Raw genomic sequence first — 17,294 nt, 5'->3', positions numbered from 1 at the left:
TTCTCCTTTAAAGTATTGTATTGGAGTGGACAATCATGATATCCACTTGTTTCTGAAAACGTGGTTCCTCTTCATTCAGCAAGGTGGTTTCCTCGAAGTCATCCAATAGTGTTGTTTCACCAAGTAAAGTCGTTTCGTCCGGGTCTGCCGTCAGGACGGTCGTTTCATTCCAATCGGACAGGATGGTTGTCTGTGTTGGAGACTCATGGGAAACACTCTGGTTGGATGAAATTGTTGCAGCAACTGGTTCTCGCACTGGAGTTTCTTCCAATAAAGCTGTAGGCTCGAGTCCATCGGGTGTTAGCAATGTCGTAGACTCGAGTCCTTCAGGAGCTAGCAATGCCGTCGGCTCCACCCCCTCTTGTTTAAGCAAGGCTGTCTTCTTGAAGCTCTCCTGACTCAAAAGAGCTGTTGGATCAATCTGTCCGCTCGCCATTTTCTCCGTTGGTTCCACATACTCACCGGCAGCCACTTCCTTATCGACATTCTTGCGGACATGGATTTCCTTTGTCGTCGGCTTTGTGCTTGTATCGGCCTGGGTGCTGGTCTTCGTTTTTCGGGCCTTTCTCCCAGCACCCGGAAAATCCCAGCCCGTCAAATCAGTAATGACCTGGGCAATATTAAGTTTCACGTAGGTCAGAACCGCAATCACCAGCGCGATCATCGCTCCTGCCAAACCGCCGTAAAACATGATCTGGTATGCCAATCTTCTTCAACTGCCTTCCTTGGGAGCATGGGATGTATCCTTGCTCGCCCCCTGCTTCCCTAGAGAATATTCAAGTTTTCCATTCGTCTGGTGAGCTTTTTGTATCCTTCGTCGTCTTTGGCACCTGGCAGTGTCCCAGCTTTTTCAAAGACTTTTTTCGCTTCAGCGTAGTTTCGTTTGCCTTCTTCTTTGTTTTGTTCAATATCCAGGAGGAGATTGCCTAGCTTAACATTGGCGTTGATGCTGTCAGGGAATTTTTTCAGCACCGTGTTCCGGAAGTGCTCGACTGCACGGGAGAATTCACCCATTTCCTGATAGATGACGCCAATTTTGACATAGACGTCCTCTTGGTCTGCGACGTTCAAATCAAGGAGGTTGTTGTAATGTTCGATTGCCTGTTCGTAATCGTCGCGGGCACTCGCTTTGTCCTCGGAATTCACACCGCGGCTGTAATAGGCCTGGGCTAGCTTCTGTTCGAATTCCATTTCGTATTTGAATTGAAGCTGTTCGTTTTCAAGCTTTGCCAGAACTTCCTTCGCCTTCTGTACAATCTCAATTGCCTGGGTGTTCGCCCCGGGAATCTGGCTTTTGTATGAAATATAAATATTTGCAAGAGAGTTATAGTTATCGATTTTTTTGCTGTCATTGGCAAGGCCATCATTGTATTCGTGGAACTCCTGAAGGTCTCCTGCGAACTTCGTATAGTCGACGTTCAAGCTGCTCATGGTCGTTGCCAGCGACTTATAATATTTAGCATCAAGCAATTCTTTTTCATCCACCTGCTGGAAGTATTTCAACGCGTTGTTGTAATCCCTTTTCACATCGAAATAGGTCATTCCCATTTTAAAAAGAACTTCATTATTTTCATGGACTCCACCGTATTCATCCTGTATGTATGATTCCAGCTTGGCGAGTCCTTCGTCTGTCTGGTTTCTATTAATATATAAATCAAGGAGATTGATGTAAGCCTCCGGGCGTCCGTTGTCGACGCGAGTTGCGCTCTCGAGCAGCTTGATTGCCTCGGTCTGCTCTCCGTCCATCAATGCGATGCTCGCCTGATTGACTAGATTCATATAATCCTGGAACTGCTCATTTTTCATGCCTTTGTAACCAAGAACAGAGGTTGTTGAGAACGCCAGGAACAGCACAGCTGGAACCAGGAACATCGCCAGTTTTTTGATTAGCATGTTCTTGTAACCCTTCGTCAGCCTGTTGATGTGCTCGAGGTCATAACTCAGCTCCTCGCAGTTCTGATAACGATTCGCCGGCTCGGCCTGAGTGCATTTTTTGATGATATGTTCGAGGCCCTCTGGAAGCGTCGGGTCCCATTCACGGATGGGCCTGATCTCAAATGGCGGCTCGCTCAGACTCTTCCCGGTGACGAGGTGGTAAAGCGTGATCCCCAGGCTATAAATATCCGTTTTCGCATCCGTCTGCCTGCCAGAAATCTGTTCAGGAGCCGCGTACCCCTTCGTTCCGAGATTCGTAGTGTCAGAGAGATTCTCGGTCTTGAATTCACGAGCAATCCCGAAATCTATCAGCTTGATTTTGCCTTCCGGCGTAAGCATTACATTATCCGGCTTCATGTCGCGGTAAATGATTGGATACGGCTTCCTGGTGTGCAGGTAGCCAAGCACATCGCTCAGCTGTTTCGCCCATTCGATCACTTCTTTTGCCGGGATTTTGCCGTCGCGCTTGAGGCGTTCCTTCAGCGACTCGCCTTCAATATAGTCCATCACTACATAAATATCGCCCTCGGACTCGATGATGTCATAGATTTTCGGCAGTGAACCGTGGTCGAGCTTCTTCAGCATGTTCGCCTCGACGACCAGGCTGTTGATCAGCAGCTCATTATTGCTGTTGCTGCGCTTGCGGATATCCTTGACAACGAGCGACTTGTTCAGCCGGTTGTCCATCGCGAGGTAGACGACGCTCATGCCGCCGCGCCCAATCTCCTTCAATATTTCATATCTGTCATCAATGATCGTGCCAATTTGTATCAATTTCATTCCTCCCAGAAACGTAGGGATGTTTCTCCTCATTCCAGTAAAACCCGATTAGTGAGACTCAAGTGCCGTTCCCATGTTTCTTCAATCACATTATTGGGGCATGAGAACTCTCCTCATGATTCGTCAATCTTTTATTGGGAAGCGAGAACTCTCCCCATGTCCTTCAATCACATTATTGAGACGCGAGAACTCTCCCCATGTCCCGTTTTGCCAGCAAAATCGAGATATTGTCCGTTTCCTGGCGTTCTTTTGCGAGCTCGACTAGTTCAACGAGCTTTTCTTTCATGTGTTTTTCTTCTGTAAAAGACTGCGGGTTTAAGTGCGCGAGCATTTCTTCGTCTCTGATTTCATGGTAAAAACCGTCGGTGCAGAGCATAAACATCGTTCCATTTCCCACATCGCCTGACGTGATGACGACGTTGATGTCCTTTGTTGCACCAATGCACTGGAGCAGCACATTCCGCCTCGGGTCAACCCTCGCCTGTTCGGCGGTAATATTACCGCGCTTCAGCTCGCGTTCGACGAGTGTCTGGTCTTCGGTCAGTTTGACAAGCTTGTCGTTAATGCTATATGCCCTGCTGTCACCAATCTGAAGAATAAAATACTGCTTGTGGAGGATCAGCAAAGCTGTGATCGTTGTCCCAAGCTTGATGTTCGAAGCCTCGCCATATTCAAGAATTTTCAGGTTCAGCTCGCGGATACGTTCCTCAAGCTGGCCGGGAATTTCCTTTTCAGCGATGCCGCCTTCCAGCAATTCTGGCAAATCTTGATCGAACCAGTCAGACATTCCTCTAATCACCGTGGCACTTGCCAATTCACCGTGAGACAGCCCGCCCATGCCATCGCAAATGATAAACAGGCCGATTTCACCTTCAGGGGTCTTTGCTGTTTTCAGCAACAGGCCATCCTGATTCGTTTGTTTCTTGATTCCAATGTCAGTATGATAGGCCACTTGAAATGCCATCTTTGTTCCTCCTATCCATCTCAATAAAGCCTGAAAATGAATTCCTCGTTCGCGAGCTTGATTTTATCTTCATGCTTGATTTTGACTTTCTCTTTTGGCGAAATCTTGACTCCATTGACAAAACTGCCGTTGGTAGAATGATTGTCTTCCAGGAAATACTCGCCGTTCGATACGATTACATGGGCATGGACGCGGCCAATCACTTTATTTTCCGAGGCAAAGTCCGCTCTCATAGGATCTCGGCCGATTTTGAAAAAGTCCTTGGCAATCGTGATTTTTTCATTCTTCGAAACAGCCAATAAAAATGGTCTGCGAATCGAATGTCCAAGATTAGTCGTCCCCTCATCCTCATCCTCATCCTCCATTACACCAAGCACCGTGGTGCCTCCGTCTTCATGTTCACTGCTGCTGGCTATTGCCGGCTGTATGTTGATTGAAGTACCGCTGCCGAGTGCTGATGCCTCTTTTAACAAAGCGTTATTTTCACCAAGCTCAGCTCTGGTGATTCGCTTATAGTTAACCTCTTCCTCGATTTCAAGCTTGCGGCCTGTTTTTACATCCTTCTTCTGGCTTGTATACTCGGAAGTCAGCACCCCATTGTCGACGCTCGTTTTCATGGTGTGGACCTCGCTGCCCGGGCTGTAGAAATTTGGGTTGATGGATGGTGTTTCAAGCTCTGGTTCTTCCGTCAGGATCTCTTCCTCCGCTTTGATTGCTGGAGCCGCCTCTGCCTGTTTTAATTTTTCCGGCATCTTGTAAGGCTGGCGTACGAGCGTTTCCTCACCGGCCAGCTCATTCATTTTTTCCAGCAGATGTTCTGGAGTTACGTCCTCCGTTTGTACCAGGTAGTTATGCAGTTTGATGAAGAACGCGGCATCATCCGTTTCTTCGTAAGGAGCCGAAAACAGCAATTCACGCAGAAAGCCTTTAAGTGATACCTTTTCAAAAATATTATTTTTTACGGGAAGGTAGATAAAAACTAATCTGTTTGAAAAATTATCAATAAAGATCTCACGCTGGCTAAATACAAAATTCTCGATATCAAGGCCGCTCGCTTGGGCATCCACCAGCGTTTCGGCAATATTCAGGAAGCAGTTGAAGAGACGCTCCTTCGTCGCCGGCGTGGAATTCAGCATCTCCAGCGTGTTATCGGAAATCATGTCATAGCGAAGAAAGCAGTTATCACCCTCTAAAATCGCATTGCACGTCAGGATTCCCGGAACTCGGCTCGCTCTCAGCAGCTCCACCTGGCCGCCATCGATATCCGCCTTGCTGGCAGCATGATAATAAAGGAATTTCGAAATTCCGTAGCTTTCCAGTTTAAATTCCACCTGTTTGATCATTGCGCTTCGACTCCATTTTTGAATTTATGTATGGTTTGGCCTGCCTGCTCCGGTTTTTTCGAAAAAAAGGCAATTTATTATTGATTGGGATCCTAATATCAACGGTTGAAGTACTTTTATCGACGATTACGGAACTTTTTCCAACGGTTGAAGCAATTTTATCGACGGTTGCGGAACTTTTATCAACGGTTGAAGCGATTTTATCGACGGCTGCGGAACTTTTATCAACGGGTGGACTCGTTTTTCCCAGGAAGGGACCCATTCCACCAGCTGGGTCACGGTTACTTCCCCGTTGATACGCTTTTCATCTTCGTTCACCTGCGATTAATCCCCGTTGCACCGATTTTAATCCCCGTTGGATGATAGATAATCCCCTTTGAGTCACGGATAATCCCCGTTAGATGATGGATAATCCCCGTTAGATGATGGATAATCCCCGTTGAATGCTCATCGCCACGTCACAGGGGTTTATTTTACAGAAGGGCAAACTGCACCAGCCGCTTGCCCCCTACCCTCTGTAAAAAGTGATTACTTAAAAGAGCTGGCGTTGTTGTTGATCGCTGTTTCTGCAGTGTTGTAGTTTGTGACAGTGTTATCCAAGAACTTGGCGTAGCTGTCGACCACCTGGCGATATTCTTCAAATCGTGGTGCCAGTGAGTTGAAGTTGCCGCGGATTGTGTTGGAAGCATCAGAGTTCCATGATGACGATAGTGCGTTCATGTCCTTCTTGATTTCTTCCAATCTAGTGGATAATTGCTGGTTCAAGTTGCGGATTTGGCCCGCCGTTTTGCTAACCTCGCCGAGCGAGATTTTGATTCCATCTCCTGCCAATGTATTTCACCTCCTGGGTTATGTTAAGGATTAGTTGCTCAATCTCTTAGCCTGGTTAATGACTTCGCTCTGAGTGTCGCGGTATGTCTTCGCGCTCATTTTCAGGAACTCTGAATACTGTCTCATCAACTGAGTCATTTTGTTGAAGTCGTCCATGAAGCCTTTGATTTGTGCAGTGTATGCCTGGTTGTCGGCACCCTGCCAAGCTGCAGCCATTGCTTCGACTTCGCTGAAAAGAGCTTTATAGTTTCTTTCATAGTCAGCTGCCTGCTGGTCAATCTTGTTAGCAGTCGTTTCAAGCTTTGCTGGTTCAACCGTGATCGATCTTGCCATTCTTTTCACCTCCTTTCAAGTGATGCCTAATAGAGTCATATTCTTCTTAACTTATAGCTTACATAGCGGTATTTCTCCGCAGAACGCCGCAATCCTGATGCAGCTTTTACCGAGCCAATCCCCTTGAATTCATGGCTGAGGCCATTCGAGATATCCTCAAGCTCACGGGCGATGGCGTTCGCTTCGGCCGCAATTCTATTAATCTTGCTTCTCACTTTCGCATCCATTGTTTACCCCCTGATTGAACCGGCCTTTCCGGCGAGATACCTTTCATTCTGCTGTAAAAGTTCCGCAGTCCGGTTCAGGTAATTGATGCTTTCCGGAATCCTAAAATCGAACGACGTGCTGATATCAGCAGCCAGGACATTGTCCAGCCCGGCAACCCCAGCTTCCCAGTACAAATCCTCAATCATGTCGTTCAGCTGGGCAACACGCTTCTGCACGGCGCGCAAACGGTTTGCGTAGTAGAACAGCCGTGGGATGTCTACTTTTATATAAGGTTCGATTGGGAAGTTGTTGCCGTTCAGACCGTCTATAAAACTGCCAATTTTAACAGAAGCCTTTGCAATAAGATCTGTAAAAAATGAATTTACTTGCTCCTCAAATTCCCTCTTTGCCTTTGCCAAGCCCACGACAAGCTTCACTGTCTGCTCTCGGATTTGATGGGCAGCTGCTGTCATTGCTTTTGCCGTATAATGCATGACATACTTCGCTGCATTGGCGACAACGTAAGCAGCCTTATAAGCCTTTATTGGTGTAGAGGTAGAAAGTCCATAAAAGATATCTTCAAAGATCATATTGTTTAGAACAGACCTGCCAAACGATTGTCCGTTCTCATATACTCGATAATTTCCATTCTCATCAAACCCTGCACTGCTCGTCAGTGAGTGGGGATAAAACGGCTTCTTAATATCATAATCTTCATTAAGGCCTACCGTCTTATCGACATATGGCACTTTGCCAAGCTGTGAGACTGGATCAAACGAATACACGATAAAATCATGCCGATCTCCCATTAACGCCTCTTGTTCCTTTTTTGATAAGGACCACCAATATAATGGGGCAGCATTTATTACATAGGCCTTGGTGTCATCATCAAGGTTATTAATGAAAACATAATCCGCCAAGTTACCGCCCTTTGAATGGCCAAGCAGCAACCTTTCACCTGATGTATCCGCAAGGTATTTTTGATAGAATGCATTCGCTTCCTTCTGTTGCGTAATTTCCACTCCCATTGAAGCTTCAAAGTTGGAGGTCCAATCCGTCCTTAAGTGACCCATATCCCCCATAGCTTCACTTCCTCGAAAAATAGCAGTCGAGTTCCCACTTTGATCTTTAAATGCGTATCCAACAAAGCCGGAGTCGGATGCACCTTTCGTATTATTGCCTTCATTTGGGTTATGGTTCTGGTAGCCTGATAATTTTATGCTATGAAGATTTGAACTTTTAAAACTATCGCTTGAAAAAAATGCTTCTAGCTGTTTATAGCTTTCCTCATTTTTATCAGCACTCATTTTGGCATAATCCCAAATTCTCTCTATGCTTTTTCCGTTAAGAGGCTGATTATTGGGCAAATCATAGTACGACAACATCAGCAGGACATTTTTCTCTTCATCAGTTAATTGATCAAGGGACATATCATCACCCCTCAAGCGGTTGATAATATTCTTTAATCTGCTCAGGACTGCTAATTTCCATTGAATCATCAACCATAATAGTTCCATACACCTTAGCGTCCAGGTTTGACCAGTCAATATTGTTAATATTGGATGTCCTCATATAGTCAGATACATTTTCCGAACTATCCACAAAACCGACAGTCACACCGTAATATTTTGCATTAGATTCCTTAAGCTCGTTCAGCAATTCATATACCGGCTCCAAATATTTCTCCACTTCCGGTTCTCCGTCGGTCTTTACGGCAATGTTCAAAGTAAGCAACGCACCATTGTTATCTCTTTGTAAAAAGTCAGTGACAGATGAATCTTTCTTTTCAGCAGAGTATTTCTCATCTTCCACAAACAGCATTGTCTTGAATTCGACATCTTCGTTGAACGCCTGACTTACCTTATCTTGATATAGTTGATCAAGCTGGTTCGACCATATAGATAATATGTAGGTGTCATAATATACACCATCTTCATTTCTGCTTTCACCTGCAAGAAAGACAAGCTCAGGCTTTCCTACTGGATGAGCCATGACTTTGTCTTTACCATACATCTCAGGGAAAATAACGCTGCCTTCTTCAGTACTTTCAATCTCAAACTTTTCATTATATTTATCTTCTACGTGCTCAATAACCTTACTCTCCGAACTCATACACCCCGCACCTCCCATGATTACGAATAAAATTGCCGCAGTCAGCTTGATCCACTTCTTCAAGTTCTCCACACCTTCCGTTTTAAAAAGCAGGGACGGCCCGGTTTTCGATAACCGCCCCTAAGTTCATATATACAAATTCTGTGAGACGAGCATCGTTCCTACGTCGCACTTTCTGAGACACTAGAACCGTCCCCATGTCCCGTCTCGCGTATGTCCCGCCTAAATCAACATCAGCTTCGCGCCGTTCATCAACCCGATTTCTTCGACTGTCTGGTTGATGTTCAGGATGGTGCCGGTTTTGCGGTCACAGAGGATGGTGTCGTGTGTTGCTGAGAAGTATCCTTGTGACAGTTCGGTCATGGTACCGGCGAGCAGGAAGACGACTTCGTGCAGTTTACTTTCGAGCGGCAGGAAGACATCGTATGATTTTTCAGAGGCTGGGATGAAGACCTCTACTAGCACCTTATCCATGGTACGCTACCTCCTCTTGCATGCTTTCTACTGAGGACAACAGCTTCACGAGTGTTGGTTTTCCTTTTTTGACGACATAGCCGAAGCCTGGCGGGATTTCCTGGTACATATCGTTTGTTACCTTGCCGAGCTTCATGACGTACTGGTCTGTGATGCCATTGCCTGACCAGATAAAATCGCTAAGCGATACATGCTGTTTAAACCAGGCCTCGAAAGAAATTGAGCTCAGTTTGTCAGCACTGTCGCAAATGATCAGGTTAACGTTGAGGCCATTGCCTTTTTCAAGGAAGACCTTGAGTTTATCCTGTCCGTCCGGAGACAGATACATAATCAGATCAGTGAAGGAATCAATGATGCAGGTGATGTTGCCGAACACTGGCGGCTGTTCGCCTGCCTCGATAGCATCCTTCGTCGTATTGTTGCGGTGCACGAGCGTGTTGAACAGGTAGACAATGGTATCTTCAAGTTGGGATGCCTCGGAAATGTACTTATAATCCTGCGTGCGGCCCGCCGCAAAGTGCTCATTAGGGTCAATGACAATCAGCTCCCTGCCTTCAGAAGCGTTGAAAACTTCAGCTGCACCCTGCATGAAACCTGAACACTGATCATTCTGCGTGGCTGTCACGACATTCACATAATTGCCAAGGAAATCGAAATAAGCTGTTTTCAGTGAGTTCTTCTCGATGCCGACTGGCACTTTATTGCTGTTCATATTCCTTGCTTCATCACTCAAGTAGTCCAGATCCACTTTTTCCGGCAGGATCGGCACGCGCGTTGCAGCCGGCTGTGTCCAGGTTTCACGCAAGCCTTTGCAGTAGTCGGTGATGAAGCTGTACATATTGTCTATATCGCTTGTGATATGAGCTGTCTGGAATTCATATGTCGTATCACTCTTGAAAATGCCGCGGCCCTTCGATTTGGATGGATACACTCCGTCCGTATTGCCCAATACACCCGAGTATTCACTCTGGTCATTCAACTGGAGCACATACATCTGCTTGAAGTTCTGCAGCAGCCTGTAGCGTATCGCTCCCGTATTGATTGCGGTGACGATGAAGTAAATGCCATATTTCAGGCCTTCACGCGTCAGGAACGAAATGCCTTCCTCCAGCTCCTCGAACATCTCAGAGAACGCCGCGTAATTATGAATCGCCACAACGATCGATGGCAGGCTCTCGCCCGACAATTCGTTGTAGGTGATAAAATCGCCGCCATAATTCGAAAGCAGCTTTTTCCTCCGTTCAATCTCGCTGGTCAGCAGCTTGAACAGGTTGTGGATCTTCTCGCTTTCATGCGAAAGCATGACATCGCCGACATGCGGCGCTTCACGGAACCAGGCAAGTGTTTCGGAACCGAAGTCAAGCAGGTAAAAATTCACTTCGTTCGGCGTGTGTTCCTCCATCAGTGAGTACAGCATCGTTGTCAGGAATGTTGTCTTTCCGCTGCCCGCAATGCCGTAAATCACCGCGTTTCCTTCTTGAGTGATCGGCATGCGCATGACCATTTGCCTCTGGTTCGCCGGATCATCATATTCACCGATGATCGGGTTCAACGCAAAACCTGGCTGGATAACGTCGTACTTTTTCTTCAATTTATCAACGTAAATGAGCTCAGGAATCGGTTCAAGCCATAGCTGGCGGACCTTGATGTTCTCCTGCTCTGCCATCTTCGCCAGGTATTCCGTAATCTCATCTATTTGCTTCGGCGGATTTTTCACCGTGGACTTGCGCTTATCAATGCGGGCATTCTTAATGACGCGGCCGAGATCATCGATCACAACGACACTGTCATCTTTATGCTTTTCGACTCTGTCGGACGGATAATATGGCGCTCCAGCCCAAGCTGACTGCCCAAGTTCGAATAATTCATTGAAGCCGACCTGGAGAAAGAAGCGTCCGGTCTGCTTCAGTTCTGCAGCATCAGGACGTTTGATGACTTCCATACTGTCCGCTTTTTCCTGCACCTTCAAAGAGATGCGGAATTTACTGTTGCTCCAGATCTGGTCGTCGACGACACCTGATGGCTTTTGTGTCGCCAGGATCAGGTGGACGCCAAGGCTTCGGCCGATACGCGCCGCACTGACAAGCTGCTCCATGAACTCAGGCTGCTGTGCCTTAAGCTCGGCAAACTCGTCGGAAATAATGAACAAATGCTGCAGCGGCTCTTTCACCCTGCCTTCGCGATATAACTTTTGATATTTATAAATATCGATATTACTCTGGTCAACAACCCGGCTTGTTTCGCTAAAAATGGCCTGACGGCGCTTCAGTTCACTCTGGATTGAAATCAATGAACGGTTGACGGCAGCTCCATCGAGGTTCGTGATCGTCCCGGCCAGATGCGGCAGGTCTTCGAAAGCATTCGCCATGCCGCCTCCCTTATAGTCAATCAGGATGAATGCAATTTCGTCGGGATGATAATTGACCGCAAGCGATAAAATGAACGTCATGATGAATTCACTTTTACCAGAACCGGTCATCCCGGCAATCAACCCGTGCGGACCATGGTATTTTTCATGCAAATCGATCATGAACGGATCGCCCTGCGTATCGACACCGATTTGCGTCTGGATCGTATGGACAGGATTGTTTTCCTTCCATTTCGTCAACGCATTCAGATGCTCAATTTTACCCACGCCAAACATTTCCAGGAATGTCAGCATATCAGGCAGGGTATAAGCTTTCTGTGAGGTATTCAGCTGGATATTGGCTAATTTAACAGCCAGTTCCTCCGCATCTTCTTCCAGATAGCTGTCTGCGTTGAACCCTATATATTTCCCGGAAATATCATCCTTGTCATAGATTTTCGAAAAACTCTTGTCGAGTTCGATGACATTCGTACATTCCTTTGGCAGGTTTTTCAGCTCGTCATAGAGAGTGACAAGACTGAAACTGATATTCTTCTTTTCTTTTAAAATCTGATTGATCATCTCAGCCTTTGAAGCGAGACTCTTGCTCATCGAGAACACGATATAATGCTGTTCAATTTCCGCAAGATCTTCTTCATCAAGAGCCTGGCGCGCACTGATTTCTTTTTCAAAATAAGCTGAAAGCTCTTTGATTTCATTGGCGTCTGTGGCAACGAAACGGATCGTCATGCCATCATCCCAAACATGCGGAAGCCATTTCACGAAATTCCAAGTATGATGCTCATGTTCATCGTATAGGAACACGAGCTTTAACTCGTCATAGCTATGCAATGCTGTCAGCTGGAATATCAGTCCCTGTACGAAGCTCTTCACTTCTTCCCTTCTGCCAATGATTCCGCTGATCCGTTCCTCCGTCAGGTCGACAGTGACCGGCACATCCTTTAATATTTGCGGCTTCTCTACGATTTGATAAAGCTCATCCTGAAGATTGTCATCCTCAAGCATGAAGCGTTTCTCAGGATATTTGATTTCCGCGTTCAGCGGCAGGTCTCCAATTCCCAGGCGTACTTTAAGGAAATCATTCTGCCCGATCCCTCGCTCCCAGAGATTGCGCTGGCGGCGCTTGATTCTTGTCAGGCAGTTTTCAAGGGTGACGTGATTTTCGAACAGGATTTCGCTCTGGTGCTTGCACTCCTCCTCGATCACTTGCTTCATTTCCGCCAAGTATTTCGAATATTTTTCCTGGCGGATGCCCTCAAGCTTGATGCGGCGCTTTTTTTCGTATTTTTTTGTTAAAATCGGCCAGAGTACAGTACCGATCATCATGCTGATTGACATCACCAGCGTCGGCATCGCTCTCATAATATCCCCGTCAGTGCTCATTACGTTTTGCAAGACCAAAAGACCGGTGAAAAGCGAAGCCATCCCCATCGTGATCGACGGACCAAGCAAAAGCATCAATGGCGTTTCATCAATATTCGGCTGCGGAGGGGGCGGATCGATTTTTATCGTCGTTTCTTCAATATCACGTTTAAAGCGCGGAGAACGGTAAAAAAGTTGATCATTTTCTTCTTCAATATGTATTTCATCGAGGTTGAGTTCTTTTTCGACTACAGGTTTTTCGGCAATGAATGAATTGAATGCGTTCCGGTCGAGGAAAACGGATTTATGCGGATTGTTCAGCGATAATAGACGGCCGTTGAAAATGATTTTAAGACCCATGATGAAAATAACATCACCGACAGCCAGTTCCTTTTCCCTGATTCTTTCTCCATTGACATATGTACCATTGGAACTGTTGAAATCCTTGATGACAGCTTTGCCATTGCTGCTGTACTCGATGACGCAGTGGGAACTTGATACCAGTTTGTTCGAAAAACAAATCTGGCTTTCCTGCGAACGACCGATTTTAATGGAATTGGTAGTTACGATATGTTTAGTGAATTCATTTCGGTCCGCCGTTTGCGGCTCGACATAGACTAGAGCGGAATGATGATCGCTGCGGTGAATACTATATGTTTTGAATGGTTCAATGAGGACCTTTGATTGTATTTCGTTGGCGTTATCCTTTAAATAGGCATGTTTGTTGGATTTCAGGTACCACTGGCCTTCTTCCGCTTCCACAGCCAGCATATCGACCGGGTTGTTTTCTTGATCTTCTGTATTCAGTATGTACCTTCCTGTGACTCGTTCAGGCAAAACGAGATCGAATACCCGATTCCGGTCAAAAAGTGTGAGAATCAACTCAATTCCTCCCCAGCCCTAGATATCTGTATTTCAACAGTATGTAAAGTGAAAACTTAATATTTTTTACCATTTTATCTCAAAAAGTGTAATTTTACATCAAACCTTGGGTGCATCTCTAAATATATAAATATCTTACAATATCAGGAATTATATTCAACCAATTACCCCCTTAACTGGAAAAATAGGGATTTTAGTCCTATTTTTGCTTTTAGCTAGTAAGGAAAGAGTGGTGTTAATGTATGAAGTTAATAACCCACATACAGAAAACTAGTTCTTTTTACCCCGACATAATCCATATCAAACCAATTACATCAAAAATATTCCAATGTTTTTTACATTTTTTTGCAGGTTATTATTGGGATTTTTTCAAAATGCATACTATAATCAAAGAATCTAAATAAATGAGCAGGTGATCCAAATGAAGATTAATGTGGGCCAGGCGTATTCGCATGCAAATAGAATCAATGATTACGCACAGGAATTGAATGAAATCAAAAGCAGGCTGCAGGACTTCAAGGGGAATCTTAACAGCGGATGGCAGGCACAGGAAATGATATACATTAATAACGCGATCCATAACATCAGCAGGGAGATTTCCGAGTTGCAAACGCTGCTTTTTTCAATCGGACCGGATATCGTCGCAGCAGCGAATGAAATCAAAAGGGAAGAAGAAGCAAGAGAGGCAGCAGAACGGGCAGCAGCAGAAAGAGCCGCGAAGGAAAGGGAAGCAAGGCTGAATAATACCAGCTTGCGGTAAGACAAACGGGACATGGTGTGATGCGTTCATGCCTGTCCCCATTTCTGCATAATAAAAAGGCGGCAGCCTCCGCTTTTGTATTAAGCAGAATCATACACGCCTTCTGTGGCGATGCCCGGCTCTACTGGATCTAAGCTGGGCATTTTTCATTTCTAATTCGGCAATAGTCACACAGCTGAATTACGGTCCCTCCAATCTGTTTGTTTCAATCAATTTTCACTTAACCGGCTCTTCTTCCCTTTCCTCTTTGCGGTATTTCATTTTCGTGGCTTCGCCGCCTCTCAAGTGGCGGATCGATTTATGATAATCAAGAATTTCTTTTACTTCATTGGCAAGGTCAGGGTTGATCTCAGGCAATCTTTCTGTCAGGTCTTTATGGACTGTACTTTTGGATACGCCAAACTCCTTCGCTATGACGCGAACTGTTTTTCTCGTCTCCACGATATACTTTCCAATCTTGATTGTTCTCTCTTTGATGTAATCGTGCACACCACTCGCCCTCCCTAAATTGGATGTGAGAAGTGTGAAATGAGACTCGCTTCTATCTGCTAATACTGTTTTCCGCAAAAGTTCCGTTGCGGCAGAAGGGTGATCCTTCTGGATATTACGAAGATTAATCATGTCCCCGGCTGAATCCTCATATTGTTCAAACGATTCCTCACCTCAAACACTCTCTTTGTCAGGTTTGTAACATTTTATTAGCTTGGTTGAGGATATATGCACGAAAAAAGCAATAGGGACAAGGTATCGTGAAGTTTTTTGAAAAATTCAACTATTTTAGATAAGAAAAACTTTCCTATATACCCAATTATATGTACATAAAAACCTGTTTCTTCTCGAATTCCTGTTGAGGAGTTTATTTTTATTGGGGGAGAAAAAGACTTGATTACCTACAGACAGACTAGAAAACAGAGAATAAGAGAGCAAAAACGCAAAGTGACGTTGAAACGAAACAGAAAACTGATCGGTGCAGCTGTAGCCGGATCGGTGGCGGCAGGATTGCTGCTAGGCTTTGCACAAAAGAAAACAGATGCGGTCGGATCCTTTTATACCGTCAAAAAAGGAGATACGCTTTACAGCCTGGCCAAGCAATATGATACATCGGTCGATATGTTGAAGGAAGTGAATTCACTAACTTCAGATATGATTAAGACTGGACAGCGAATTGAAGTTCCTATAGAGACAGAAGCAGGAATTTACGTTGTTAAAAAAGGAGACACTTTGTTCTCCTTGGCTAAAAAATACGGAGTGACCGTTACAGATTTGAAGAAAGAAAACAAATTGGTTGTCGATTCCATTTATGTTGGACAAACCCTTTCTGTGCCGACTCATAGCTTCGTAACGAATGAAGCAATATACGTTGTTAACCCTGGCGATACACTGTTCAACATCTCCCAGCGATTTGGTGTCAGCTTGAAAGAATTAAAACAAGCTAATGGTTTGAAGCAGGACATGGTATTGATTGGCCAGCAACTGATCATACCTGGCGATATCGAATTCATGGAAGCAACCATCACCGGAGCAGCGGATAATTTCACCGTTGAATTTGAGAGTGACGGTAAAGCCATTCCGTTGAAGGTTTCTTATAAGACCGCACGGAAGTATGAGGAACTGGCCGGACAGCAAGTGCTTGCTGCTTATAAATATGGCGCATTGATCAATATTCAATAATAAAGAAATGCTTAGAGCTGCTCTAAGCATTTTTCTTATCTCCATATAAGAAAATAAACACCAGCAGCAATAAGTGATATTGACATGGCTGCGACACTTTGTTTAACACTTTTGTCCAGGAGGTCAAGACCACCAATAAACCAGCCAATAAATAAGATAGATGCCCCGGTATGCTGAATAATAGGAATAGAAACAATCATTCCTGAAAACATCAAGGCAAAACCTATATCTCTAAATCCTTCCTCCAGGCAAAATAAAGGGTTCCTTAATGAGACTTTGAGTTCCGCTCGCTCTTCCTCATTCATCTTCCTGTACATATTTATAAAACGGAAAATCGGTCCACCCCACAAAAATACCAAAAACAATATCAGCACGACATCCATGCATTTCCCCCATTTTCATAACAAGTAGAATGCAACCACATTTCTGCAAAGCGCAAAATACATATTTTTACAATATCAACATTATATGAAATGATCAAGACTGAATCTATCGCGAATCGCCGAGCGATATGCCTTTTTCCTATTCAAATTTTAATCAAACTCGTATCGCTGGCCGATACACTGCTTCCACTTAAAACTGCATCGACCTCATCTGACTTTCGGTGGCCTTTATCAGCTCACCCCAGGTAGAATGTCCACGATCTTTAAACTGTTGCAGCAGCTCAGTGAACAGATACGCAGTGGTCAATGCATCGCCCACAGCACTGTGCCGAACATAAATTCTAGTTCCGAATGCCATTGCATATCGCTCTAAATCACGCATATCATAGGACGGGGCAATAAAGCCAATCAGGTCGAGCGTATCGATGGTAAACAGCTTTTTCAGCGCAAGTTTTTCACGCTTCAGCTCGCTTTTCAGCACAAGATGATCAAACCCGACATAGTGGCCGACAAGGCATACCGCTTCGTGTGATCCCACATAGTCAAAGAAGTTCTGTATCGCCTCAGTTGCCAGCGGTGCGCCGGCAACTTTTTCATCCGTAATCGAAGTCAGCTCGATTATTTCCCGAGAAATTTGTCGCTCCGGGTTAACATATGTCTGAAAACGATCATTTTCCATCACCTTCATCCCATTTACCGGCACAGCGCCAATTTCAATCAGCCGATCCTTGCTCGCCACCTGAAATCCCGTCGTCTCCGTGTCGAAAACAACAAAAGTTAAGTCATCGATTTTAGTCGATAAAGGAATCTTCTCATACATAAGCGGGCAGGAAATACCCTTCCGTTGAAAAAACATGCCAGCCTCCTTTCAAAGTGCCTTCTTTCAAGG

General features: G+C 45.2%; 16 protein-coding genes. 2 read left to right on the top strand and 14 right to left on the bottom strand.

Annotated features, from left to right (window positions below; translation table 11 throughout):
- Positions 1-7: 7 nt before the first annotated feature.
- The 11 genes from AB5I83_RS08140 to essC all read right to left on the bottom strand — a co-directional run bounded on the left by AB5I83_RS08140 (position 8) and on the right by essC (position 13,591).
- On the bottom strand, positions 8-706 hold the full coding sequence (locus AB5I83_RS08140) for a hypothetical protein (RefSeq protein ID WP_448974364.1): 699 nt from the start codon (positions 704-706) through the stop codon (positions 8-10).
- A gap of 59 nt (positions 707-765) precedes the next feature.
- Entirely contained in the window at positions 766-2,715 is a 1,950-nt protein-coding gene (locus AB5I83_RS08135; protein ID WP_448974362.1) for a protein kinase domain-containing protein, read from the bottom strand.
- Between the two features lie 172 nt (positions 2,716-2,887).
- Positions 2,888-3,679 carry a PP2C family protein-serine/threonine phosphatase gene (locus tag AB5I83_RS08130; protein WP_448974360.1) on the bottom strand — a complete coding sequence of 264 codons (792 nt, stop codon included), beginning with the start codon at positions 3,677-3,679 and terminating at the stop codon, positions 2,888-2,890.
- A gap of 20 nt (positions 3,680-3,699) precedes the next feature.
- Positions 3,700-5,022: an FHA domain-containing protein gene (locus AB5I83_RS08125; protein WP_448974358.1), complete on the bottom strand. Its 1,323-nt coding sequence runs from the start codon at positions 5,020-5,022 to the stop codon at positions 3,700-3,702.
- Positions 5,023-5,550: 528 nt separating this feature from the next.
- Positions 5,551-5,853 carry a pore-forming ESAT-6 family protein gene (locus AB5I83_RS08120; protein ID WP_102264547.1) on the bottom strand — a complete coding sequence of 101 codons (303 nt, stop codon included), beginning with the start codon at positions 5,851-5,853 and terminating at the stop codon, positions 5,551-5,553.
- Between the two features lie 30 nt (positions 5,854-5,883).
- The gene (locus AB5I83_RS08115; RefSeq protein ID WP_041964574.1) at positions 5,884-6,186 is read right to left on the bottom strand and encodes a WXG100 family type VII secretion target; all 303 of its coding nucleotides are present in this window, start codon (positions 6,184-6,186) and stop codon (positions 5,884-5,886) included.
- Between the two features lie 35 nt (positions 6,187-6,221).
- A complete protein-coding gene (locus tag AB5I83_RS08110) occupies positions 6,222-6,413 on the bottom strand; it encodes a hypothetical protein (RefSeq protein ID WP_167831138.1) in 192 nt (63 codons plus the stop codon).
- A 3-nt stretch (positions 6,414-6,416) separates the two neighbouring features.
- On the bottom strand, positions 6,417-7,823 hold the full coding sequence (locus AB5I83_RS08105) for an Mbeg1-like protein (RefSeq protein WP_448974355.1): 1,407 nt from the start codon (positions 7,821-7,823) through the stop codon (positions 6,417-6,419).
- 4 nt (positions 7,824-7,827) lie between these two features.
- Positions 7,828-8,568 (bottom strand): hypothetical protein, encoded by a 741-nt coding sequence (locus tag AB5I83_RS08100; protein ID WP_448974353.1) that lies wholly within the window; start codon positions 8,566-8,568, stop codon positions 7,828-7,830.
- Between the two features lie 159 nt (positions 8,569-8,727).
- A complete protein-coding gene (locus AB5I83_RS08095; RefSeq protein ID WP_448974351.1) occupies positions 8,728-8,979 on the bottom strand; it encodes a methyltransferase in 252 nt (83 codons plus the stop codon).
- Positions 8,972-13,591 carry a type VII secretion protein EssC gene (gene essC / locus AB5I83_RS08090; protein WP_448974349.1) on the bottom strand — a complete coding sequence of 1,540 codons (4,620 nt, stop codon included), beginning with the start codon at positions 13,589-13,591 and terminating at the stop codon, positions 8,972-8,974. The genes AB5I83_RS08095 and essC overlap by 8 nt, the downstream gene beginning before the upstream one ends.
- 421 nt (positions 13,592-14,012) lie before the next feature.
- Here essC and AB5I83_RS08085 point away from each other — a divergent pair, with 421 nt between their 5' ends.
- Positions 14,013-14,351: a hypothetical protein gene (locus AB5I83_RS08085; protein WP_448974347.1), complete on the top strand. Its 339-nt coding sequence runs from the start codon at positions 14,013-14,015 to the stop codon at positions 14,349-14,351.
- A 216-nt stretch (positions 14,352-14,567) separates the two neighbouring features.
- Here the strand turns inward: AB5I83_RS08085 and spoIIID are convergent, their stop codons facing one another.
- Entirely contained in the window at positions 14,568-14,840 is a 273-nt protein-coding gene (spoIIID, locus tag AB5I83_RS08080) for a sporulation transcriptional regulator SpoIIID (protein ID WP_031307660.1), read from the bottom strand.
- 393 nt (positions 14,841-15,233) lie between these two features.
- On the opposite strand from spoIIID, the gene AB5I83_RS08075 reads away from it, so the two are divergent.
- Entirely contained in the window at positions 15,234-16,022 is a 789-nt protein-coding gene (locus AB5I83_RS08075; RefSeq protein ID WP_448974345.1) for a LysM peptidoglycan-binding domain-containing protein, read from the top strand.
- 35 nt (positions 16,023-16,057) lie between these two features.
- On the opposite strand, the gene AB5I83_RS08070 is transcribed toward AB5I83_RS08075, so the two are convergent.
- The gene (locus AB5I83_RS08070; RefSeq protein ID WP_448974343.1) at positions 16,058-16,405 is read right to left on the bottom strand and encodes a hypothetical protein; all 348 of its coding nucleotides are present in this window, start codon (positions 16,403-16,405) and stop codon (positions 16,058-16,060) included.
- Between the two features lie 190 nt (positions 16,406-16,595).
- Positions 16,596-17,261 (bottom strand): 3'-5' exonuclease, encoded by a 666-nt coding sequence (locus AB5I83_RS08065; protein ID WP_448974341.1) that lies wholly within the window; start codon positions 17,259-17,261, stop codon positions 16,596-16,598.
- Between the last annotated feature and the right edge of the window lie 33 nt (positions 17,262-17,294).

The sequence above is a fragment of the Mesobacillus sp. LC4 genome (genome assembly GCF_053543455.1).
Note: the sequence above shows the minus strand (reverse complement) of the source record. Positions and strands in the feature narration are given on the sequence as shown.

What these genes read in the sequence shown, in the direction of transcription:
- AB5I83_RS08070 (WP_448974343.1), bottom strand. Translation starts at nt 16,405, where the DNA reads ATGGATGTCGTGCTGATATTGTTTTTGGTATTTTTGTGGGGTGGACCG.
- AB5I83_RS08135 (WP_448974362.1), bottom strand. Translation starts at nt 2,715, where the DNA reads ATGAAATTGATACAAATTGGCACGATCATTGATGACAGATATGAAATA.
- AB5I83_RS08095 (WP_448974351.1), bottom strand. Translation starts at nt 8,979, where the DNA reads ATGGATAAGGTGCTAGTAGAGGTCTTCATCCCAGCCTCTGAAAAATCA.
- AB5I83_RS08105 (WP_448974355.1), bottom strand. Translation starts at nt 7,823, where the DNA reads ATGTCCCTTGATCAATTAACTGATGAAGAGAAAAATGTCCTGCTGATG.
- AB5I83_RS08065 (WP_448974341.1), bottom strand. Translation starts at nt 17,261, where the DNA reads ATGTTTTTTCAACGGAAGGGTATTTCCTGCCCGCTTATGTATGAGAAG.
- AB5I83_RS08085 (WP_448974347.1), top strand. Translation starts at nt 14,013, where the DNA reads ATGAAGATTAATGTGGGCCAGGCGTATTCGCATGCAAATAGAATCAAT.
- AB5I83_RS08115 (WP_041964574.1), bottom strand. Translation starts at nt 6,186, where the DNA reads ATGGCAAGATCGATCACGGTTGAACCAGCAAAGCTTGAAACGACTGCT.
- AB5I83_RS08110 (WP_167831138.1), bottom strand. Translation starts at nt 6,413, where the DNA reads ATGGATGCGAAAGTGAGAAGCAAGATTAATAGAATTGCGGCCGAAGCG.
- AB5I83_RS08125 (WP_448974358.1), bottom strand. Translation starts at nt 5,022, where the DNA reads ATGATCAAACAGGTGGAATTTAAACTGGAAAGCTACGGAATTTCGAAA.
- AB5I83_RS08130 (WP_448974360.1), bottom strand. Translation starts at nt 3,679, where the DNA reads ATGGCATTTCAAGTGGCCTATCATACTGACATTGGAATCAAGAAACAA.